This is a genomic window from Methylobacterium sp. R2-1, assembly GCF_014191355.1.
Classification (GTDB): Bacteria; Pseudomonadota; Alphaproteobacteria; order Rhizobiales; family Beijerinckiaceae; genus Methylobacterium.
The window spans coordinates 227,217-247,727 of the sequence record NZ_JACHWM010000007.1 but is presented as its reverse complement, the minus strand read 5'-3'; the positions used below and the strand labels follow the sequence as shown (position 1 = coordinate 247,727).

Below are 20,511 nucleotides of genomic sequence, written 5' to 3'. Positions count from 1 at the left end.
GGTGCTCCGGGACGCCTCACGCGTCTTCCCGCAGCGCCTCCTGCACACGCGCTTCCAGCAGGTCGGGGCGGCGGATGACGAGGGCACCGCGGGTGCGGTCGATCAGGCCCTCGCCCGCCATCACCGTGAACTCGCGGGTCACCTGCTCCCGGCGGCAGCCGATGCGGGCGGCGAGCACGTGGTGGTAGGGCGGCGGCGTCACCACCCGCTCGCCGTCCTGTCCGGCCCGCGGCACGGACAGGCGCAGCAGTTCGGCGTAGAGCCGGTGACGCAGGTCGAGCAGCGCGTGCTCCATCAGCCGGGTGTTCAACTCGCGCACGCGCTTGGCGAGCAGGCGGAACAGCCGATCGGCGATGGCTTCCGAGGCGAACACGATCTGGCGGAAGACGGGGGCAGGCACCACGCAGACCTCGCCGCGGGTGAGTGCCGTGACGTTGGCCGAGCGGCCGATGCCGTCCAGCGCCGCCAGTTCGCCGAAGAAGGCGCCGGTGCGCATCTCGCCGAGAATGACTTCCTTGCCGGACTGGGACCGGTTGAGGATGCGTACTTCGCCCATGGCGAGGAAGTACACGTCGGTCGAGATGTCGTCGTAATCGACGAGCGTCTCGTTCTCGTCGAAGCGCCGCCAATGGCAGCGCGTCTCGAATGGGGAGAGATCGACACCCGGTTCCTTGAAGAACGGGATGCTCGCCAACCGGCCTGTCGCCACGCCTCTTGTACCTTAGTCTACGCGCGTAGACTGAATGGTGAGGCTCCCGCCAAGGCGGGTCAAGTCGTGGCGCGCTGCCGCCGGACGATTGAGGTGGATGGCTCGGCCCCCTCGGACTGTTTCATGCGCTGCGCCGGGGCGGAGCCCGAGCTTGGCGGGGCATCGGAGAGCGTCCACTGATTCGGACGCTTCGGCTGGCTGCAATGGCGCTAAAAGACTAAGCTGAGAGGCACTTAGCCGGAGAACGAATAAGCAGCCTCCAATCGGCTTCCATGAAGTTGTCCGCTGTGCAACAGGTTTTTTATACCGCGCGTAATCATTTTCCGCGTGATTTTAGGAAGAATTAACCGTAAAGTTTGGATGCGGATCTGAGGCAATCGCGGAGTTAACCGATGTTGGAAGGTTACCGTGACTTCTTTCTGCAGGATGCTTTCAAAGTAGGACTGATTTCATCTTCAGAGAGTCGTGGTGATATTGGATGCCTCGTTTGGGACGAGACACCCGATGGAGTCGATGTCGAGGTCGGTCCTGATGTCATTATTCCTGATTCCGTGCGCTTATCCATTGCCTGCCTGAAGATCGACTGTCGGTGCGCCGTGGTCGAGCGCGAGGGCTGCCGCCTTCATCTTGTTTTCGTTCGCTGAGTCAGCACGACCGTCGCATCCGCTGCCGACACCGAGGCGTGCCGTCATTTGCAAGACACTGCGATCCATAGGATGCGTGGCGCGACGATTCACGAGCGTGTGAGCCCCCGCACCCCTCTGGTCCGGGAACGAGGCTAGCTTCGCCGCTCTCGGAGCGGACGCTCGGCCTATGGACGATGGTGTTTTCCTGAGTGCGGTGCTGGTCGCGCTGGCGCTCGCCCTGTCTGGTCCGGCGGGCCTGCTGCTGGCGCTGCGGCAGCGGCACCGGATCCGGGCTCTGGAGCGACGCCTCGCTCTGCTGGAGGCGCGTCCGATCGCCGGCCCGGCGCCGATCCCAGTTTCACCCCCGGCCCCAACTCCAACCGAAACGCCTGCTTTTGCGCCGGAGCCGCCCCGTCCGGATCCGTTGCCGGATGCCCCGCCGCCGCGCGGTGCCGTCCCGGCCGTAGCGCCGGGAGGGCCCGCGTCAGCGTCTGCCCCCTCCCCCTCCCCTTCCCCTGCCCCTTCCATCGAGGAGCGCTTCGGCACCCGCTGGACCGTCTGGGTCGGCGGCCTTGCCCTGGCCTTCGGCGCAGTGCTGCTCGTGCGCTACTCGGCCGAGCGCGGCCTGTTCGGGCCGGGCGTGCGGATCGCCGGTGGTTTCGCCCTCGCTTTCGGTCTTGCCGGGCTGGGCGAGGTGCTGAGACGACGCCTGCGCGCGGCCGAACCCGTACCCTCGCTCTGGCCGGACGTGCCGGCCATGGTCACCGCCGCCGGCACGGTCGGCCTGTTCGGAGCGGTCTACGCCGCGTACGCGCTCTACGACTTCATCGGACCGGGCCTCGCCTTCGCCGGGCTCGCGGCGACGGGCCTCGCTGCCATGGTCGCCGCCCTGCTACACGGGCCGGCCCTGGCGGGGATCGGCCTCGTCGGCGCGCTGGCTACCCCGCTCCTCGTCGGCGGCGGCGGGACGAGCCTGTGGCCGCTCGCCCTCTACCTGCCGGTGGTGGCGGGCAGCGCCTACGCCTTCGCCTGGATGAAGGGCTGGCGCGCGCTCGCGGTGGCGGCCGGCCTCGGCGCGGCGGTCTGGGCCCTGTTCCTCACCCTCCTGCCCGGTGAGAGTGTGGCCGTGCAGGTTCACCTCGTGCTGCAGCAGGCGCTGGCGGTGCTCGTCTTCGCCGTGCTGCCGGGGCGCGGCGTGCCCGATGGGCAATCGCGGCTCGACCGCTTCGCTGCCCTGGCCCTCGCGGCGGCGGGCGGCGTGGCGCTGGCGGTGCTCGGCCTGACGGCCTCCGACGGTGGTCCGGGCTGGGCCGCCGCGGCCCTGGCCGCAACCGTGTTGCCCGCGCTCGCAGGCTTCGTCGCCGCGCCCGCCGCCGCGGGCAGCGCCGTCGCGGCCCTGACGCTCGCGGTGGCCCTCGTGTTCTGGCCGGAGGCGTCGGACCCTTCGAGCACCCCCTTCTTCCTCCTCTGGTACGGAGCCGGGAATCCCGGGCTGCTGATCGCGCTGGCGGCGGCCGGGTCGCTCGCAGTCGCGGGGCTGGGCGCGCTGCGCCTCCTGGGCGGCAGCCACCTGCCCTACCCGACGGCCCTGACCTTCGCCGCAGGCGCAGCGGCGGCCCCCCTCGCGGCGCTCGCGCTCACCTACCTGCGGATCGCGGGCGGGTCGGTAGCGCCGGACTTCGCCGCCGCCGCGGGTGTCCTGGCCGCGGGCTTCTGCGGCCTTGCCGCCCTGTGTCGGCGACAGGGTGACCAAACCCCCTCCCCGGCCCTGGCGCTCGGGCTCGGTGCCTTCGCCGCGGCGGCGGTGGCGAGCCTGTGCCTCGGCCTCGTCTTCGCCCTCTCGGGCGGCTCGCTGACACCGGCGCTGGCCGGGGCGGCGCTCGCCGCCGGCCTGATCGCGCGGCGCCTCGACATTCCGGCCCTGCGCTGGTGCGTGGCGGGGCTCGCCGTCATCGTCGCAGCGAGGCTCGCCTGGGATCCGGCCCTAGTCCGGGAGGATCTGTCGCGCACGCCGATCCTCAACGGGCTCGCTGTCGCCTACGGCCTGCCGGCCCTGTGCTTCGGCCTTGCCGCTCGGGTGATCCGTCGGCCGGGCCGGCCGGCGGACATCCCGGAACAGGTGGCGCAGGCCCTGAGCCTGCTCCTCTCGGCCCTGTTCGTCGTCCTCGAAATCCGTCACGCGCTCCATGGCGGCCGCCTGACCGATCCCGGTACGAGCGTGCTGGAGCAGGGGCTGACGACGCTGACCGCCCTCGGCTTCTCCCTGGTGCTGACGCGGTTCTCCGGTCCCGCGGCCTCACCGGTGATCCGGTTCGGCGGCCTCGCCTTCGCCTGCCTCGCCCTGCTCCAGGGCGCGCTCGGCCTCGGGCTCGCCGCCAATCCCCTGCTGACCGACGAGCCGGTCGCGGGCGGGATCATCCTGAACGACGCCGTACTCGCCTACGCCTTGCCGGCGGCGGCAGCCTTCGCGCTGGCGCGGGCGGCGCGGGGCGTGCGGCCCCCCTGGTTCGTGCGGATGGCGGGAAGTCTCGCGCTGGCCCTGAGCTTCCTCGCCCTGTGCCTCGCCGTGCGGCACGGCTTCCAGGGCGAGCGGCTCGGGCTCGACCGTGAGACGGGACAGGCGGAATGGTACACCTACTCGGCGGCGTGGCTCGGCCTGGGCCTGCTCGCGCTCGGCTACGGCATCCTGCGCGGCTCGGCGACCGCGCGTCTGGCCTCCGCCGTGCTCGTGGGGCTGGCCACGCTCAAGGTGTTCCTGCTCGACCTCTCGGGGCTGGAGGGTCCCCTGCGGGCGCTGTCCTTCCTCGGGCTCGGCGCCTGCCTCATCGGCATCGGCCTCGTCTACCAGCGCCTCGTCTTCGCGCCCGCCCCCCGGAGGACCGCTCCGGAAGTTTGAAAGGGTCCCGTTCCGGCACGGTGCCCGGCTCCGGCATTGACCTTCGGCTAACCGGTCGCGGTCATTCTACGGGAGAGCCACGTTGCGTATCGGCTCAGTCGTGCGAACGACACGCCCCGCCGTCCCGACTTGGACGGCGGGGCCGCCAGACCCATGCCGCGGCCCCATCTCCGCCGAAGCCACGGGCGTGCGAGGCCCCGTGGAGAGCGCGGCGCCGGACTTCCCCTGATACCGCGTCGACGAGCACCGGCCGGCCTCTGCCGCGTGTACTGGTCACGCGGCGGGCGTCGCGGATCGGAACAGGGCCGAGAGGGATGGCTTCTTCCCTGGACGAGCCGGCGCCCTCGCGGCCGCATCAGCCGGGCTCTGCTGGCCCGGAGGGCGGACCGCTGTTTCCGAGGATGCCGTGGACCCACCGCGAAGGATCCATGCATGCCCCATCGTCCGACCCGCTTCCGCATTTCGACCGCCCTGGTCGCCGCTATGGCCGGCCTCTCTCTGCCGGCAGCCGCCCAGGACCAGGAAAAGCGGCTCGCTCCGCCAGCCAGCGATGTGATGCCGCCGGTCGAACTGACCATCCCGCCCTCGGGCTGAGGGCTGCATCCCGTCCGGTCGCATCGAGACGTCGAAGCAAGGCAGGGACGAGCCGACCGACCTTGCGGTCGATAAGGCTTGGCAGGTCCCATGCCCCGTCCTTTAAAGGGAAGGACGATTCCATGCCGTGCCTTGGCAGGCGGGCATGGAATCGGACCAGAGGATGCGGGACAGAGGGCGCATGGCGAAGCCAGGGGACGAAGACGAGCAGGCCATCGACCGCCTGACCCTGTACATGCTGAAGGAGACCTACTGCGCGGCAGCGGGCGCGCTGATGCGCATGAGCCCGCAGGCGGCCGAGGCGCTGTTCCAGGCCTTCGAGCGGCAGATCGCCGACGCGCTTCAGCGCATGCACGCCCACCGTTCGGAAGGGCCGGATTCGACCGCCATCGCCCTGGCGGTCGGCGACCGGATCGCCGACATCCTCGATCAGGCTCATCGCCGCCAGTTCGAGCCGGCCACAGCGCCGAGGCCGGAGGATCGCAGCCTCAAGGCCGTGCGGGAGTCGGGCCTCTCCAACGAGGCTGTCGAAATGCTGGCGGACCTGCAGCGCCGCTTTCCCGCGCCCTGAACCGTCGCCGCAGGAGCGGCGACGGAGAGAGTTCCTACTCCGCCGGCACGGCCCGCGGTGTCAGGGGGGCCGGTTCGTCCTCGAACGGGCGCTCGGGGTGCATGGTGAAGGCGAGGCCCGCCCCGAGGAGCAGCAGACCGATCGAGCCGGCAAACGGCAGGATCCAGTTGCCGGTGAGATCCACGATCAGGCCGAAGGTGAGGGGCGAGACGATCGCCGCGAAGGCGGAGCCAAAATTCATCAGACCGCTCGCGGTGCCGGCATATTGCGGGGCGATGTCCATCGGCACCGACCAGATCGGCCCGATCACCAGTTCGAGAAAGAAGAACCCGCCGCTGAGCAGCAGCGCCACCAGGGTCAGGTCCTTGGTGAAGAACACGCCCGCGAGGCAGGCGGCGGCCCCGAGCATGCCGAGACAGATCACGTTGCGGCGCGCCTTCTGCAGATCGCCGGTCTTCTTCAGGATACGGTCGGAGACCACGCCCCCGAGCGTGTCGCCGACCACGCCGGCGAAGAACACGCCCGAGGCGAACAGGGCCGAGTTCTTGATGTCGAGGCCGTAGCCGTCCTTGAAGAACGAGGGCAGCCAGTTGAGGTAGAGCCACAGCGACCAGCCGTAGCAGAAATAGGTCAGCGTGACGGGTGCCATGCGCGGCACGAGGCGCCGCCACGGCACGGGCGGCTTGGCGGCGGGCTTCGCCGTCCGGTCACGGATCGCCAGGCGCTCCAGATCCTCGCCGGTGATGCCCTTATGCTCGCGCGGGTCGTCCCGATAGTAGAAGACCCAGACCAGGACCCAGGCGAAGCTCACGATGCCGAGCACGACGAAGGCGCCGCGCCAGCCGACATAGGCCATCATCAGCACGACCAGCGGCGGCGTGATCGCGTTGCCGAAACGGGCGAACGAGTGGGTGATGCCCTGCGCGAAGCCGCGCTGGTCCTTGGCCACCCAGGACTGCATCGCCCGCGTCGCGGTGGGGAAGGTGGCGCCCTCGCCGAAGCCGAGGGCGAAGCGGGCCAGGAACAGCGAGACCACGCCGCCGACGAAGCCCGTCGCCACCGTCGCCGCCGCCCAGATCAGGCCGCAGATGAACAGGGTGCGCCGCGCCCCCCACTTGTCGGCCATCGCGCCGCCGATGATCTGGAACACCGCGTAGGGATACGCGAAGGCCGAGAAGATGAAGCCGAGCTCGGTGTTGCTGAGCCCGAGTTCACCCTTGATCGCGGGGCCGGCGGTGCCGACGTTGACCCGGTCGACATAGGTGATGAAGTACATCAGGCAGAGCAGGAACAGCACCATGCCCGGCGCCGTCACGCGGCGTGGGATCGTGATCATCGGGCTTCCTCCAGTTTTTATGAGCAATCGCCCCGGGCCCCGCGTCTGACGCGCGGCTTGCCCGAAGCGTGGGCGTCGTGAAGACGGATCAGCCGTCGAGGCCGGAACGCAGGCTTGCCATGGCAGCGAGCACGCCGCCGCGCTGATGCGGCACGCCGGCCGCCGCCAAGCCCATCTCGACGCCGGACAGGGCGCCCATCAGGGTCAGGTCGTTGGTCTCGCCGAGATGGCCGATGCGGAAGATCTTGTCGGACAGCTTCGACAGCCCGGCGCCGAGCGACATGTCGAATTTATCGAGCACGAGCGCGCGGAAGGCGTCCGCCCCCTTCCCGTCCGGCATCATCACCGCGGTGAGCACCGGCGAGTGTTCGTCCGGGTTCTGGCACAGCACTTCGAGACCCCAGGCCTCGACCGCGGCGCGGGTCGCGGCGGCGAGCCGCTGGTGACGGGCGAAGACGTTGTCGAGCCCCTCCTCCAGCAGGATCGCCACCGCCTCGCGCAGGCCATAGAGCAGGTTGGTGGCCGGTGTGTAGGGGAAGTAGCCGTTGGCGTTGGGCTTCAGCATCTCCTCCCAATCCCAGTAGGAACGGGGGAGGTTGTTGGACTTTCCGGCCGCCCGCGCCTTGTCCGAGATCGCGGTGAAGCCGAGGCCCGGCGGCAGCATCAGACCTTTCTGCGACCCGCTGACGGTGACGTCGACGCCCCATTCGTCGTGGCGGTAATCGACCGAGCCGAGGGAGGAGATGGTGTCGACGAGAAGCAAAGCCGGGTGGCCGGCCGCGTCGATCGCCTTGCGGATCGCCGGGATGCGGCTCGTCACGCCGGTGGAGGTCTCGTTGTGGACCACCATCACCGCCTTGAAGGAATGGCCGCGATCCTCGGCGAGCTTCGCCTCGACCAGAGCCGGATCGACGCCGTGGCGCCAGTCGCCGGGCACAAATTCGACCTCGATGCCCCAGCGCGCCGCCATCTGCCGCCACAGGGCGGCGAAGTGGCCGGTCTCGAACATCAGCACCCGGTCGCCGGACGAGAGCGTGTTGACGATCGTCGCCTCCCAGGCGCCCGTGCCCGACCCCGGATAGATCACCACCGGCCCCTTGGTGCGGAAAATGGTGCGGCAGCCCTCCAGCACCTCGCGGCCGAGCACGCCGAATTCCGGTCCGCGGTGGTCGATCACCTGCCGGTCCATGGCGCGCAGCACGCGCTCGGGCACCGGGCTCGGCCCAGGAATATGCAGGAAGTGTCGTCCGGTGCGGCTCGTCATGGTTCCTCCCGTTCGGCCGGATGCCGGGCGTTTCACGTCATGCCCGATCGTTTCATCCCCTCAGATTTGCATTCATTTTTGGCTGAGACAAGAAGTATCATGCCTTCAATCATCCCATCGACGGCGACGGAGCCCGCTGCTACCAATCCGTCATGACTTCCGCCATGACACTCGCCGACCGCGAATCGGAGGGCGCGGACAGCCCGATCCCTCTCCCCGCCGCGCTGTCGGACAGGGCGCCTGCCAGGCTCCCCGCCAAGCCTCGGGAAAACCTCGTGCATTCTCTTCACGACGAGGTGCTGGCACGGCTGCGCGACTTCATCGTCGAGGGCAATCTCGCCCCCGGCGCGCGCGTGCCCGAGCGGCTTCTGTGCGAGCGCTTCGGCATCTCGCGCACCCCCTTGCGGGAGGCGCTGAAGGTCCTGGCCTCGGAGGGGCTGATCGACCTGCTGCCGAATCGCGGCGCGCGGGTGCGCCGGATCGGCGAGCGGGAGATCGTCGAGCTGTTCGACGTGATGGGTGGGCTGGAGGCGCTGGCCGGGCGGCTCGCCTGCGAGCGCATCTCGGAAGAGGCGTATGCCGAGATCGAGCGGCTCCACCACGACATGTACGGCCACTACCTGCGGCGCGACCTGCACGGCTACTTCGCCTGCAACCAAGCGATCCACGACCGCATCGTGCAGGCCGCCGACAACGCGCCCCTGAGCGCCACCTACGCGAGCTTCGCCGGGCGACTGCGGCGGGCGCGCTACTCGGCCAATCTCGACGCCAACCGCGATCGCTGGGGCGAGGCGATGCGCGAGCACGAGGAGATCCTCGATGCCCTGCGCCGCCGGGCTGGGGCGGAACTCAGCGACATCCTGTTCCGCCACTTACGCAACAAGCGAAAGGCGGCCGCCGACCGGGAGGCCGCAGCGCCGGCTCTCGGCGGCGTTGGAACCGCCGAGGACGCTTAACGGGCGCAATTTCCATCATTTTTGAATGCATTTTGCACGACCAAACAATCTGTTCATGCCTCGCTTCGCAGCCAATCTGAGCCTGCTGTTCACAGAAGTGCCGCTCCTTGACCGGTTCGCGGCGGCGCGCGCAGCCGGGTTCACGGCGGTGGAGATGCAGTTCCCCTATGTTGAGCCGAAGGAGGCTCTGGCCGCGCGCCTCGCGGAGGCCGGCCTTCCGCTCGTGCTGCACAACCTGCCGCCCGGCGACTGGACGGCGGGCGAGCGCGGCATCGCCATCCTGCCCGAGCGGACCGCTGAATTTCGTAACGGCGTCGCGCGGGCGATCGACTACGCCGGGGCGCTTGGATGCCGGCGGATCAACTGTCTCGCCGGCCTCGCACCGCCCGGCGCCGAGCGGGTGCGTCTCCGCGCGACGCTCATCGAAAACCTCGCCTACGCCGCCGACGCGCTGGGCAAGGCTGGCATCCGTCTGCTGATCGAGCCGATCAACAGCCGCGACATGCCGGGCTTCTTCCTGAACCGCCTCGCCGACGCCGCTTCCGTGATCGAGGCGGTGAACTCCGACAACCTCTTCATCCAGGCCGACCTCTACCACATGGCGAGGATGGGCGAGGATCTGGCCACGGAGCTCGCAGCCCACCACGTCCGTATTGCCCATATCCAGATCGCCGACGCCCCCGGCCGCCACGAGCCCGGCACCGGCCGCATCGATTTTTCCGCCGCGTTCGCGGCCCTCGACCGCCTCGGCTACGACGGCTTCCTCGGCTGCGAATACCTGCCCGTGGCGGACACCGAGGCGGGCTTCGGCTGGATGGCTACCTACCCCTGAGAAGGTCTGGGATCCCAAAGGGATCATCCCTCTGGCGGGACGCCGGGGCAGAGCCCCGGCATCTCTCCAGGGCTCTGCCCTGGACCCGCGAACGGCCTCGTTCTTTCGAAACCTGATGTTTCAGAAGATCGGCATGCCGCCGGCGACGGTGACGAGGGCGCCGGAGGTGTAGCTGCTCTCGTCCGCCGCCAGCATGACGTAGGCCGAGGCGAGTTCCGCCGGCTGGCCGGGGCGGTTGAACGGCACTTGGCTGCCGAAGGTCTTCACCGAATCCTCGCTCATTCCGGCGGGGATGAACGGGGTCCAGATCGGGCCGGGCAGCACGCCGTTCACGCGGATGCCTTTCTCCGCGAGCAGTTGGGCGAGGCCGAGCACCATGTTGCTGAGGGCGCCCTTGGTGGCGCTGTAGGCGAACAAGGTCGGCACCGGGTGCTTGGAATTGACCGAGGAGGTGAAGATCACCGAGGCGCCGGGCTTGAGATGCGCCAGTGCCGCCTTGGTGGCGTAGAAGGGCCCGAAGATGTTGGTCTGGAAGTGTTTTTCGAACAACGCGTCGTCGATGTCCTCGACACCCTGGTTCGGTTGCTGAAAGGCGGCGTTGTTCACCAGAATATCGAGCCGGCCAAACGCCTTGGCCGTGCGCTCGACGATCTCGCGGGCGTATGCCGCGTCCTTGATGTCGCCGGGGAGCAGCAGGGCGCGACGGCCCGCCTTCTCGATCCAGCCACCAACGGCCTCCGCATCCTTCTGCTCGTCGGGCAGGTAGGAAATCGCAACGTCCGCGCCCTCGCGGGCATAGGCGATGGCCACCGCCCGGCCGATGCCGCTGTCGCCGCCCGTCACCAGGGCCGCCTTGCCGGCAAGTCGGCCCGAACCCTTGTAGCTCTCCTCGCCGTGATCCGGCTCCGGTGCCATCTTGCCCGTCTTGCCCGGGAAGCTCTGGGGCTGCGTTTCGAAGGGCGGGCGCGGGTACTTCGTCAGCGGATCGGTCATCACGGCTCCTTTTCGGGGATTGCCGCGTCAACCGAACGCGAGGGCCGCCGTTCCGAAGCGGCGACCCTGGGCCGCGGTCAGCGTCCCGACGTCAGGGCCGCCTCCAGCACACGGGCGACGTGGAGGGCGTCGCGGCCGAGGCCGTCATGGATCTGGTGGCGGCAGCTCGTGCCGTCGGCCACCACGAGATCGTCGGCCGAGGCCTTGCGCAGCGCCGGGAACAGCGACAGCTCGGCCATGGCGAAGGAGACGTCGATGGTGTCCCGGCCATAGCCGAAGGCGCCGGCCATGCCGCAGCAGCTCGACTCGATGACGCGCACGTCGAGCCCCGGCACGGCGCGCAGCACAGTCTCCACCGCGCCCATCGCCCCAAAACTCTTCTGGTGGCAATGGCCGTGCAGGTGGGCGACCCGGCCACCCTGGTCGGCGAGCGGGAGACTGATGCGACCCGCCGCGAGGTCGGCGGCGAGCAGCTCCTCGAACAGCAGCGCGCCTTGAGCCAACTCACTCGCCTCCTCGCGGGGCAGCAGCGACAGAAACTCGTCGCGGAAGGTGAGGAGGCAGGAGGGCTCCAGGCCGACCACGCGGGCGCCGGCCCGTACGAAGGGCAGCAGCGTGTCGAGAGTGCGCCGGGCCTCCTCCCGCGCCCGGTCGGTCTGGCCGGAGGCGAGATAGGTGCGGCCGCAGCAGAGCGGGCGGCGACCTCTCTGCGCGACGACTCGGTGCAGGCGGTAGCCGGCGGCCTTCAAGACCCGCTCGGCGGCTTCCAGGTTCTCGCGCTCGAAGGCGCGGTTGAAGGTGTCGCCGAACAGGACGAGGTCGCGGTGGTCGCCCGCCACGTCCTCTGGATGAGCGATCTCCCCCTCCTCCCGCCACGACCTGCGCCACTCGGGCAGGGAGCGGCGGGCCGAGAAGCCGGCCCATGCCTCACCGAACCGTGCGAGCGCGGGGTAGCGGTTGCGCAGGTTGAGCAGCGGCGCCAGCGCCGCGGCCACGCCGGCATAGCGCGGCATCTCCGCAACCAGCCGCTCCTTCAGCGGCAGGCCGTGCCGAGCATGGTAATGGTGCAGGAACTCGACCTTCATCTTGGCCATGTCGACACCGGTCGGGCATTCCCGGCGGCAGGCCTTGCACGACACGCACAGGTCCATCGTGCGCTTCATCTCAGGGGAGAGGAGGGCATCCGGCCCGAGCTGGCCCGAGATCGCGAGGCGCAACGAGTTGGCGCGGCCTCTCGTGAGGTGCTGCTCGTCGCGGGTGGCGCGGTAGGAGGGGCACATCGCGCCCCCGGCGAGCTTCCGGCAGGTGCCGTTGTTGTTGCACATCTCGACCGCCGGGCCGAACCCGCCCCAGTCGGACCAGTCGAGGGCCGTCTTCTGCAGGGCGCTCACCGCGTAGTCGGGCGAGAAGCGCATCAGCGTGCGGTCGTCCATTTTCAGCGGGCGGACGATCTTGTTGGGGTTCAGGCGGTTCGCGGGATCGAAGCCGTCCTTCACCGTCTCGAAGGCGCGGGTGAGTTTTGGGCCGAACAGCGGCTCCACGAATTCGGAGCGCGAGATACCGTCGCCGTGCTCGCCCGAATAGGAACCCTTGTGGCGGCGCACCAGCTCCGCCGTCTCCTCGGCGATGGCGCGCATCTTCCGCACATCGCCGCCCTCCTTCATGTTGAGGATCGGTCGCACATGCAGACAACCGACGGAGGCGTGGGCATACCACGTACCGCGGGTGCCATGCTTCGTGAACACCTCGGTGACCGCGTCGGTGTAGTCGGCGAGATGCTCCAGGGGGACGGCGCAATCCTCGATGAAGGAGATGGGCTTCGCGTCCCCCTTCATCGACATCATGATGTTGAGGCAGGCCTCGCGCACCTCCCAGACCGCCTTCTGCCGGTTCGGCTCGATCACCTCGACCACGGAATCCGCGAAGCCGTAATCGGCCATGCACTGGTCGAGACGCTTCAGGTCGCGCTTCAAGGCGGCGAGGTCGTCGCCCGCGAACTCGGTCAGCAGCAGGCAGTTCGGCTGACCCCGCGTGATGTCGGCCAAGGTCGTGCGGAACAGCGGGATGTCGGCGCCGAGCACGAGCACGTTGTTGTCGACGAGTTCGACCGCCACGGGGTCGAGAGCCACGATCGCCTTCGTCGTCTCCATCGCCGCGCGGAACGAGGGGAAGTGGCACACGCCCATCACCCGGTGAGCCGGCAGGCGGGAGAGCTTGAGCGTCACCGCGGTGGTGGCGGCGAGCGTCCCCTCGGAGCCGACGAGGAGATGGGCGAGGTTCGGGCGCGGCTCGATCAGCGCGTCGAGGTTGTAGCCGCCGACCCGCCGCTGCACCTTCGGATATCTGTCTGCAATCTCCTCGCGGTGGGCGTCGGCGAGCGCCAGCATCCGCCGTGCCAGATCCTCCGCCCGCGCGCCGCCGGTGACCGCGCTCGTCGCGTTGCCGGTCAGCCCGAAGCCGAAGGCGGCGCCGTCATGGAACAATGCCTCCAGGCTCAGCACGTTGTCACTCATCTTGCCGTAGCGAAGCGAGCGGGCACCGCAGGAATTGTTGCCGGCCATGCCGCCGATGGTGCAGCGGGTCGCGGTCGAGGGCTCCACGGGGAAGAACCAGCCATCGGCCTTGAGCCGGGCGTTGAGGCGCTCCAGCACGTGGCCGGGCTCGACCGTGACGGTGCCCGCCTCCGCGTCGTAGGCGAGCACGCCGTTGAAGTGGCGCGAGCAGTCGACCACGAGGCCGGAGCCGATCGGCTGACCGTTCTGCGAGGTGCCGCCGCCGCGCAGGATGACGGGTAAGTCGAACTGGGCCGCCACCTTCAGGGTCGCGGCGATGTCGGCGGCGCTTTTGGGAAACACCACGCCCGCGGGCATGATCTGGTAGATTGAGGCGTCGGTCGCGTAGCGTCCGCGGGTGAAGGCATCGAAGCGAGCCTCGCCCTGCAGAACCTCTGCAAGCTTGCGCGGCAGTCCAGCCGCGTTGCGGGCCTTCGCCCGCGCGCTCGGGGCTTGTGCCTCGAAAGCTGCCTCGGCCGGTTTCGCGCTCGCGCCCAAGTTCGCGCCCAAGTGGAACCTCCCTCCCCTCGCCCTCACCCTGGATGAGTGCCAGGCGTTTTTGAATTCATAATTCGCGGGCAGGGGCCGGTCAAACGCGCCAGAGTCGCGGTTTCCGGTCATGCAAAGCGGCCGCCGATGGAGATCGGCGGCCGCCTCAACGGACGGGAACTTCCGGAGAAGGGGGCTACAGGGCGACCCGCTGCGGAGTCGGCTGCCGCAGGCCGCGGCGTTCGGCCCCTTCGAGGGCGGGCTCGGGCCATACGGTCGGATGGGCCGGCGCGGATTCCGGGGGGTGCAGGATCGGACCCTGGCGCAGCAGGATCGGGTTGCGCTCCGGCGCCGGCACCACGGGAGCTGGCCTTGGGGCGGCGGGCCGCAGGCTGCGCTCCATGAAGCTCCGTACCAGCGGCACGATCTCCTGGCGGAAGCGCGAGCCGTTGAAGATGCCGTAATGACCGGCGCCCGGCTGCATGTGGTAGGTCTTGGCCGCCTCGGGCAGGTTCACCGTGAGGTCGAGCGCGGCCTTCGTTTGACCGAGGCCGGTAATGTCGTCCTTCTCGCCCTCCACCGCCATCAGGTGGCAGCGGCGGATCGCGCCGAGATCGACCGGCTCGCCGTGATGACGCAGGGTCCCGCGGGGCAGGTCGTGCTTCACGAAGACCCGTTCGATGGTCTCAAGGTAGAACTCGGCCGTGAGGTCCATCACCGCGAGATACTCGTCGTAGAAGGCCCGGTGGCGGGCGGCCGAGTCGCCATCGCCGCGAACGAGATGATCGAACATCGCGTGATGGGCGTCCCGATGCCGTTCGAGATTCATCCCCATGAAGCCCGCGAGCTGGAGAAAGCCCGGATAGACCGAGCGCCCAACGCCCGGATAAGCCGGGGGCACGGTGTGGATGCAGTGCCGCTCGAACCAGGAAAAACCCTTCTCCTGGGCGAGCGCGTTGACGGCGGTCGGCGAACGGCGGGTATCGACGGGCCCGCCCATCAGCACCGCCGAGCGCGGCACGAGCGGGTGGTCCTCCACCTCCATTCGGGCGATCGCTGCGAGCACCGGCACGGAGGGCTGGCACACGGCCGCGACGTGCAGGTCCGGTCCGAGCGCCGCGAACAGATCGATGCAGGTATCGATGTACTCGTCGAGGCCGAACCGGCCAGCGGCGACCGGCACCTGACGGGCATCGGCCCAATCGGTAATGAAGACCTGATGGCTGTCGAGGAAGGCTTCGACGGTCCCGCGCAGCAGCGTGGCGTAGTGGCCCGACATCGGCGCCACGATCAGCAGCTTGGACTTCGCCTCAAGCTCTGCGGAGGGCTCGCCGAAGGCGACGACGCGGCAGAACGGACGCTCCCAGACGATTCGCTCCGGCACGCCGAGCCCGAAGACCGGCTTGGCGTAGACGCGGGTCGCGCGCTCGAACATCTCGCAGCCGGCGGCCACGCTGCGGCTCTGGGGGGCGTAGGCGAGAGGGTTGAACGGGTTCTCGCATGCGAGCCGGGTGGCCTCCGCAGCCAGGCGCATCGGTGCGAGCATGAGATGGCCAGCCTCGTAAAGAGGGTACAGCATGCGAGCGCTTCCCTGGAGCAGCTCGCTTGACCCAAGCTGTCCTTTTCTTGCGTTGGTGGAAGGTGCAACTCGCAGGCGTGAGAAAAGGTTTCGTTTGTACAAGATTCCCCTGTTGATGGCCCTGCCCGAGCTTGAGAATGGACAAGCAGATAAAGTGAAGATGCCCGCCGCGGGCGCGCATGCGACACTGCCAGTCACTCAGGACAACCGGTCGTGGCCGACGGTCCGCATCATCGCGGACCGTCTTGTCGGAGAGGCCGTCAGAATTTGCCCGAAGCTGCGGTCTCAGGTGTTGGCCTGCGTCACGAACTTCGTCGTGAGGTAAGCCTCGATCGCCTCCGAGCCGCCCTCGCTGCCGTAGCCGGAATCCTTGACGCCGCCGAAGGGCGTCTCGGGGAGCGCGATGCCGTGATGGTTGATCGAGATCATGCCGGACTCGACCCCTGCCCCGACGCGGTTCGCCCGGGAAGCGGAGCGGGTGTAAGCGTAGGCGGCGAGCCCGTAGGGCAGGCGGTTGGCCTCGCTCAGCGCCTCCTCGTCCTCCGCGAAGCGCCGGATCGCCGCGATCGGCCCGAACGGCTCCTCGTTCATGATCCGGGCATCGAGCGGCACCTCGGCGAAGACGGTGGGCTCGAAGAAGTGGCCGCGATTGCCGATGCGGCTGCCGCCGGTGAGGAGGCGTGCGCCCTTCGCCTCGGCATCGGCCACGAACGCCTCCATCGCCTCGACCCGGCGGCCGTGGACGAGGGGGCCCATCTGCGTCCCGGGATCGAGGCCGTCGCCGACCTTGAGCGCTTTTGATGCCGCGACGAAGCCGTCGACGAAGCGGTCGTACACGCCCTCCTGTACAAGGAAGCGGGTCGGGGCGACGCAGACCTGTCCGGCATTGCGGTACTTGTTGGCGGACAGCACCTTCACGGCGGTGTCGACATCGGCGTCGTCGAACACGATCGCCGGAGCGTGGCCGCCGAGTTCCATCGTCGCCCGCTTCATGTGCCGGCCTGCCAGCGCCGCGAGCTGTTTGCCGACGGCGGTCGAGCCGGTGAAGGTGATCTTGCGGATCACCGGGTGCGGGATGAGATAGCCGGAGATCTCGGCCGGATCGCCGTAGACGAGGGCCAACGCATCGCCCGGCACACCCGCATCAAGGAAGGCGCGCACCAGCTCGGCGCAGGAGGCTGGGGTGTCCTCCGGCCCCTTGAGAATGACCGGGCAGCCGGTGCAGAGCGCCGCCGAGAGTTTCCTCACGGCTTGGTTGATCGGAAAGTTCCACGGCGTGAAGGCCGCCACCGGTCCGACCGGCTCGCGGGTGACGATCTGAAGCACGCCCTCGGCCCGGGCGGGGATGACCCGGCCGTAGGCGCGCCGTCCCTCTTCCGCGAACCACTCGATAATGTCGGCGGCGACCCCGGTCTCGATGCGCGACTCGGCGAGCGGCTTGCCCTGTTCGATGGTCATGGTGCGGGCGATCGCCTCCCCGCGCTCGCGCATCAGCGTCGCGGCCCGGCGCAGCACCTTGGACCGATCGAAGGCGGAGACCCGCCGCCACGCGTCAAAGCCGCGCTCGACCGCCTCCAGCGCCTCGTCGAGATCGGCCTGGGTGGCGACTGCGACGCGACCGACAGCTTCCCCCGTGGCCGGATTGAGGATGGACAGGGTCTCGCCGCCGCTTCCGGAGCGCCACCGGCCGGCAATGTGGAGCGAAACGTCGAGGTCCATGAGCCATCTCCGCGGAAGGGATCGCTCTCATATAGGTGCCGCGCATCCGGGACACCGGTCTTGGGCCTCATGCGGCCACTGGAAACGCTCCCAGCGCCGAACCCCTGCCGAAGTTCGGCAGGGGTTCGGCCAGTCATGAGGATCGCGCCGTGTTACGCGGCGAGCCACGCCTGCGCGTCGGTCCAGGCGCTGTGCTCATTCAGCTCCGTGGCGAAGAGGCCGTCGAGCCGCGCGCGCTCCCGCTCGACGAGGCTGCCATCCACCGCCACAGGGCGGCAGCGGCCGTGCTCACCGGCCGGCACGAAGTCCGGATCGATCAATGCACCGTCCTCGCCCGCGAACCAGACCCGGCTGCCCATGTCGTAGAAGCTCTCGGCAGCCAAGCCCTCGGCCAGCAGGATGTCGTGGCTGTCCAGCTCGACATGCCAGTAGGTCACGCGGGTCGCCGGCTCGCGGAGGATGGTGGTGCCGTTGATCAGACACATGATCGGCACGAGCACGCCGCCCTCGCCGTTCGCGTCGGCGCCGACGAGAACGGGATGGCCGTGCGAGAGGCGCAGATCGCGCGCCGGGAGGCCGGGGCCAAAGGCGCCCGCGCGGATCCGGACGGGCTGCTGGTCGTGGGGCAGCGCCTCGCCCTGGCCGTCGAGGTCGCGGTTGCCGATCCAGGTGATCGGACGCAGCAGGCCGGAAGCCGTCACAGCGACGTCCCCGACGATCAGATCCTCGACCGCGACCTCGCCGCGGGCCGTGCGGATGAGGGTGCCGGTGGTGAAGCAGGGCGCGGCCTGGACGTTATAACTGCCGAGCGTGCTGTCGTCGGACGTGAAGCGCGTCCGCGTCGCGGGGGTATCGCTTCCGAACACCTGCGTGTTCGAGAGAAGGTACCGGTAGTTCCCCAGGCTGGTTTCACCGGGAGGGATGTCCCTGCTGGTGAACAGGATCTGGTTCGCGTTGTCGTACTGCGTCGCGGTCAGCTGAATGGAGCGACCCGCATAGCCTGACGGTGCGTCAGCCCCATAGGTGAGGGTGACGGTGTCGCCCACTGCGTTGACCGTCCCGTTGACACTCACGGAGTACGTGGAGGCCGCATCGACCGAGAACGCTGCGGACGCACCTCCGTCATCGATCCCAAGAAAGCCGGCGCCGTAAGTCTGGTTGTTGAAGCTGATCGGCAAAGCCATAGGTCATCCCTCCCGTCGTGAGCGGGCGCTTTTGTTGTTGGTCGCGCGCATTTTGGTAAAACATCGGCAGAAAGCAGATAGAGCGGCTCTATCTAGGAGCGTATACCGACTCCAGTATTGCCTCGCTCGGGGCCTGCTTTTGGCCGCAGCTTGAGCATGAGGTGAACACACAGCCCTGACAATCCGTCGAGTGGCGTTATTCCTCGCGCCAATTATTTTTGTCTCATGATCGTGCGTCAATGTGCTCGATCTGCAACATTTCTCCATCGAAATCGCTTTGCGGTCAGTCATTTAGGCAAGTAGTACAGGATTTTTCGGCAATGAAATTGCGCAATGACCTGAGGCTCCGCGGGATCAATGCGAAGATCCATCGGAGATGTGGAAAGAGCTGTGCTGAGGAGGCCGTCCCGGGCGTGCACGCTCGTGTTGCCCGCCGTACGATTCGCTGTCGGCTGCGCGACGATAAGGTCACCCACTGCCGGTCTGTTGCCAGCTGTGTGGCGTCGACAGCGCCGCGGATGGGATCGGGGATCGGCTTGGCGCGCGAGTTGGGGCCGTCTGGCCAGATCTGCCGGAAAAGCTCCAGGGCCTCGTCAGTGGCCGGATGCTTTTGGATTGGCTGTCCTGTCTGGGCCGAGGCCTGAATGCTGGAGCCGACCGCGACAGAGATCCGCGTCTCGCCAAGCGGCAAAGTGCCGGGCTGCCCTTCAGGTTCTAAGGAATATCACGGGGCGTTTACTGCCAGTGAAGGCAGGATCCTGTCTCAGGATCGTTTCACGGCCAAAGCAAGCTGAGCGGCAGCGCCTTGGACCGCACTATAAAGAAAGATGCGGTCAGCGTCAGATCTGATCTTCGCTCCGACTCTTTCTCGTCATTGAAGAAAGAGTATGGTGCGGCCAAGAGGACTCGAACCTCCACCCCTCGCGGGACTAGCACCTCAAGCTAGCGCGTCTACCAATTCCGCCATGGCCGCCCTTGCCGCCGGGCCGCTTCGTCAGCGGCCGGTGTCTTGTGTGGGCGGCGCAGCGGATAACAGAAGCCCGGGGCGGGCACAAGCGCCGGATCCGCATCTTCGCATTTTGCCGCCTCGAAAAACGATTCAGAGCCTCGCTTCGACGTCGTCGAGAATCGGCACGGCGCCCTCGCCGATCGTCACGCCGGGGGTGCGCACCACATCGGCCTTGCGGATCAGCTCGGTCACCTCCACCGAGATGCGGTTGCCGGTCACCACGATCTGCCCGCGGGCGATCGGGTGGTCGTTGGCCAGGATCTCGACCATGTCGGTCTCGGTGGCTTCCAGCTCGATCACCGCACCGCGGCCCATGCGCAGCAGCATATGCAGCGGCATGTGGCTGCGCCCCAGCACGACCTTGAGATCGACCTGCAATTCGTCCAGGACCGCCACGCGCGGGTGCTCCATTTCTCAGCGTTCGGGAAAACCTTCCGCATGCAAGGGTGAAGTCTTGGTAAACAATTCCTTCACGGCACCCGCTTCCCGGCTTTCGATCGCCCCCGCGACATTCCTGCCGCGCGCGAGCGCGCCGCCGGTGGTCTGGCGCGTGACCGACACCCTCGTCGGCTACGAGGAGGCAGAGGTCGAGATGGAGGCCCGCGCGGCCGCCATCGCCCGGGGCGAGGCGGACGAACTGGTCTGGCTCCTGGAACATCCGCCGCTCTACACAGCGGGCACTTCGGCGAAAACGGCTGATCTCGTGGAACCGGAGCGCTTCCCCGTCCACCGCACGGGGCGGGGCGGGCAGTACACCTATCACGGGCCGGGCCAGCGCATCGCCTACGTGATGCTCGACCTCAACCGGCGCCAGCCCGATCTGCGAGCCTACGTGGCGAGCCTGGAGGCGTGGCTGATCGCGACACTGGACGCCTTCACCGTGCGGGCCGAGCGCCGCGAGGACCGAGTCGGGGTATGGGTGCGCCGGCCGGACAAGGGTCCGGCCGTCGAGGACAAGATCGCGGCGATCGGCATTCGCGTGCGGCGCTGGGTGAGCCTGCACGGCATCAGCCTCAACGTCGAGCCGGACCTATCGCACTTCTCCGGCATCGTGCCCTGCGGCGTGCGCGAGCACGGCGTCACGAGCCTGGCCGACCTCGGCCGCATCATCAGCCTGCCCGAGGTGGACATGGCGCTGCGCGCCGCCTTCGAGCCGATCTTCGGCCCGACGCGCGACGAGGCTCCGTAGAGCGCTGCGGCCA

General features: G+C 68.5%; 17 protein-coding genes and 1 tRNA gene. 7 read left to right on the top strand and 11 right to left on the bottom strand.

Features of this window, described 5'->3' with window-relative positions; all coding sequences use genetic code 11:
• Positions 1–16 precede the first annotated feature (16 nt).
• Positions 17–709, bottom strand: coding sequence for a Crp/Fnr family transcriptional regulator (locus tag FHU13_RS12455; protein ID WP_012456405.1), 693 nt, complete (start codon positions 707–709; stop codon positions 17–19).
• A gap of 392 nt (positions 710–1,101) precedes the next feature.
• On the opposite strand from FHU13_RS12455, the gene FHU13_RS12450 reads away from it, so the two are divergent.
• The 4 genes from FHU13_RS12450 to FHU13_RS12435 all read left to right on the top strand — a co-directional run bounded on the left by FHU13_RS12450 (position 1,102) and on the right by FHU13_RS12435 (position 5,396).
• Positions 1,102–1,353 (top strand): hypothetical protein, encoded by a 252-nt coding sequence (locus tag FHU13_RS12450; RefSeq protein WP_183436186.1) that lies wholly within the window; start codon positions 1,102–1,104, stop codon positions 1,351–1,353.
• Between the two features lie 169 nt (positions 1,354–1,522).
• Positions 1,523–4,231: a DUF2339 domain-containing protein gene (locus FHU13_RS12445; protein WP_183436185.1), complete on the top strand. Its 2,709-nt coding sequence runs from the start codon at positions 1,523–1,525 to the stop codon at positions 4,229–4,231.
• Between the two features lie 432 nt (positions 4,232–4,663).
• Positions 4,664–4,825, top strand: a complete 162-nt coding sequence (locus tag FHU13_RS12440) for a hypothetical protein (protein ID WP_183436184.1) — start codon at positions 4,664–4,666, stop codon at positions 4,823–4,825.
• A 181-nt stretch (positions 4,826–5,006) separates the two neighbouring features.
• Positions 5,007–5,396: a hypothetical protein gene (locus tag FHU13_RS12435; protein ID WP_183436183.1), complete on the top strand. Its 390-nt coding sequence runs from the start codon at positions 5,007–5,009 to the stop codon at positions 5,394–5,396.
• 34 nt (positions 5,397–5,430) lie between these two features.
• On the opposite strand, the gene FHU13_RS12430 is transcribed toward FHU13_RS12435, so the two are convergent.
• Together FHU13_RS12430 and FHU13_RS12425 are read right to left on the bottom strand one after the other, a co-directional pair.
• Positions 5,431–6,732, bottom strand: a complete 1,302-nt coding sequence (locus FHU13_RS12430; RefSeq protein ID WP_183436182.1) for an MFS transporter — start codon at positions 6,730–6,732, stop codon at positions 5,431–5,433.
• Between the two features lie 88 nt (positions 6,733–6,820).
• On the bottom strand, positions 6,821–7,996 hold the full coding sequence (locus tag FHU13_RS12425) for a pyridoxal-phosphate-dependent aminotransferase family protein (protein WP_183436181.1): 1,176 nt from the start codon (positions 7,994–7,996) through the stop codon (positions 6,821–6,823).
• Between the two features lie 164 nt (positions 7,997–8,160).
• Between FHU13_RS12425 and FHU13_RS12420 the strand changes: the two genes are divergently transcribed.
• Together FHU13_RS12420 and hyi are read left to right on the top strand one after the other, a co-directional pair.
• A complete protein-coding gene (locus FHU13_RS12420; protein WP_246714625.1) occupies positions 8,161–8,952 on the top strand; it encodes a GntR family transcriptional regulator in 792 nt (263 codons plus the stop codon).
• 55 nt (positions 8,953–9,007) lie between these two features.
• Positions 9,008–9,784, top strand: a complete 777-nt coding sequence (gene hyi / locus FHU13_RS12415; protein WP_183436179.1) for a hydroxypyruvate isomerase — start codon at positions 9,008–9,010, stop codon at positions 9,782–9,784.
• A 120-nt stretch (positions 9,785–9,904) separates the two neighbouring features.
• Here hyi and FHU13_RS12410 read toward each other — a convergent pair whose 3' ends face one another.
• From FHU13_RS12410 to FHU13_RS12375, 8 genes are all read right to left on the bottom strand, one after another.
• On the bottom strand, positions 9,905–10,777 hold the full coding sequence (locus tag FHU13_RS12410; protein ID WP_183436178.1) for an SDR family oxidoreductase: 873 nt from the start codon (positions 10,775–10,777) through the stop codon (positions 9,905–9,907).
• A 77-nt stretch (positions 10,778–10,854) separates the two neighbouring features.
• Positions 10,855–13,827, bottom strand: a complete 2,973-nt coding sequence (locus FHU13_RS12405; protein ID WP_183436215.1) for an FAD-binding and (Fe-S)-binding domain-containing protein — start codon at positions 13,825–13,827, stop codon at positions 10,855–10,857.
• Positions 13,828–14,014: 187 nt separating this feature from the next.
• Positions 14,015–15,397, bottom strand: a complete 1,383-nt coding sequence (locus FHU13_RS12400) for a polyhydroxyalkanoate depolymerase (protein WP_183436177.1) — start codon at positions 15,395–15,397, stop codon at positions 14,015–14,017.
• A 285-nt stretch (positions 15,398–15,682) separates the two neighbouring features.
• Entirely contained in the window at positions 15,683–17,116 is a 1,434-nt protein-coding gene (locus FHU13_RS12395) for an NAD-dependent succinate-semialdehyde dehydrogenase (protein WP_183436176.1), read from the bottom strand.
• A 152-nt stretch (positions 17,117–17,268) separates the two neighbouring features.
• The gene (locus FHU13_RS12390; protein ID WP_183436175.1) at positions 17,269–18,300 is read right to left on the bottom strand and encodes a Hint domain-containing protein; all 1,032 of its coding nucleotides are present in this window, start codon (positions 18,298–18,300) and stop codon (positions 17,269–17,271) included.
• Between the two features lie 888 nt (positions 18,301–19,188).
• Positions 19,189–19,273: transfer RNA gene (locus FHU13_RS12385), tRNA-Leu, on the bottom strand.
• Between the two features lie 126 nt (positions 19,274–19,399).
• Positions 19,400–19,705 carry a FliM/FliN family flagellar motor switch protein gene (locus FHU13_RS12380; protein WP_183436174.1) on the bottom strand — a complete coding sequence of 102 codons (306 nt, stop codon included), beginning with the start codon at positions 19,703–19,705 and terminating at the stop codon, positions 19,400–19,402.
• A gap of 18 nt (positions 19,706–19,723) precedes the next feature.
• The gene (locus tag FHU13_RS12375; protein ID WP_183436218.1) at positions 19,724–19,870 is read right to left on the bottom strand and encodes a hypothetical protein; all 147 of its coding nucleotides are present in this window, start codon (positions 19,868–19,870) and stop codon (positions 19,724–19,726) included.
• Here FHU13_RS12375 and lipB point away from each other — a divergent pair.
• Positions 19,806–20,498: a lipoyl(octanoyl) transferase LipB gene (gene lipB / locus FHU13_RS12370; protein WP_183436214.1), complete on the top strand. Its 693-nt coding sequence runs from the start codon at positions 19,806–19,808 to the stop codon at positions 20,496–20,498. The genes FHU13_RS12375 and lipB overlap by 65 nt on opposite strands.
• Positions 20,499–20,511: the final 13 nt, after the last annotated feature.

Coding starts and splice junctions, on each gene's coding strand:
- FHU13_RS12450 (WP_183436186.1), top strand. CDS start 1,102: ATGTTGGAAGGTTACCGTGACTTCTTTCTGCAGGATGCTTTCAAAGTA.
- FHU13_RS12445 (WP_183436185.1), top strand. CDS start 1,523: ATGGACGATGGTGTTTTCCTGAGTGCGGTGCTGGTCGCGCTGGCGCTC.
- FHU13_RS12440 (WP_183436184.1), top strand. CDS start 4,664: ATGCCCCATCGTCCGACCCGCTTCCGCATTTCGACCGCCCTGGTCGCC.
- FHU13_RS12435 (WP_183436183.1), top strand. CDS start 5,007: ATGGCGAAGCCAGGGGACGAAGACGAGCAGGCCATCGACCGCCTGACC.
- FHU13_RS12430 (WP_183436182.1), bottom strand. CDS start 6,732: ATGATCACGATCCCACGCCGCGTGACGGCGCCGGGCATGGTGCTGTTC.
- FHU13_RS12425 (WP_183436181.1), bottom strand. CDS start 7,996: ATGACGAGCCGCACCGGACGACACTTCCTGCATATTCCTGGGCCGAGC.
- FHU13_RS12420 (WP_246714625.1), top strand. CDS start 8,161: ATGACACTCGCCGACCGCGAATCGGAGGGCGCGGACAGCCCGATCCCT.
- hyi (WP_183436179.1), top strand. CDS start 9,008: ATGCCTCGCTTCGCAGCCAATCTGAGCCTGCTGTTCACAGAAGTGCCG.
- FHU13_RS12410 (WP_183436178.1), bottom strand. CDS start 10,777: ATGACCGATCCGCTGACGAAGTACCCGCGCCCGCCCTTCGAAACGCAG.
- FHU13_RS12400 (WP_183436177.1), bottom strand. CDS start 15,397: ATGCTGTACCCTCTTTACGAGGCTGGCCATCTCATGCTCGCACCGATG.
- FHU13_RS12395 (WP_183436176.1), bottom strand. CDS start 17,116: ATGGACCTCGACGTTTCGCTCCACATTGCCGGCCGGTGGCGCTCCGGA.
- FHU13_RS12390 (WP_183436175.1), bottom strand. CDS start 18,300: ATGGCTTTGCCGATCAGCTTCAACAACCAGACTTACGGCGCCGGCTTT.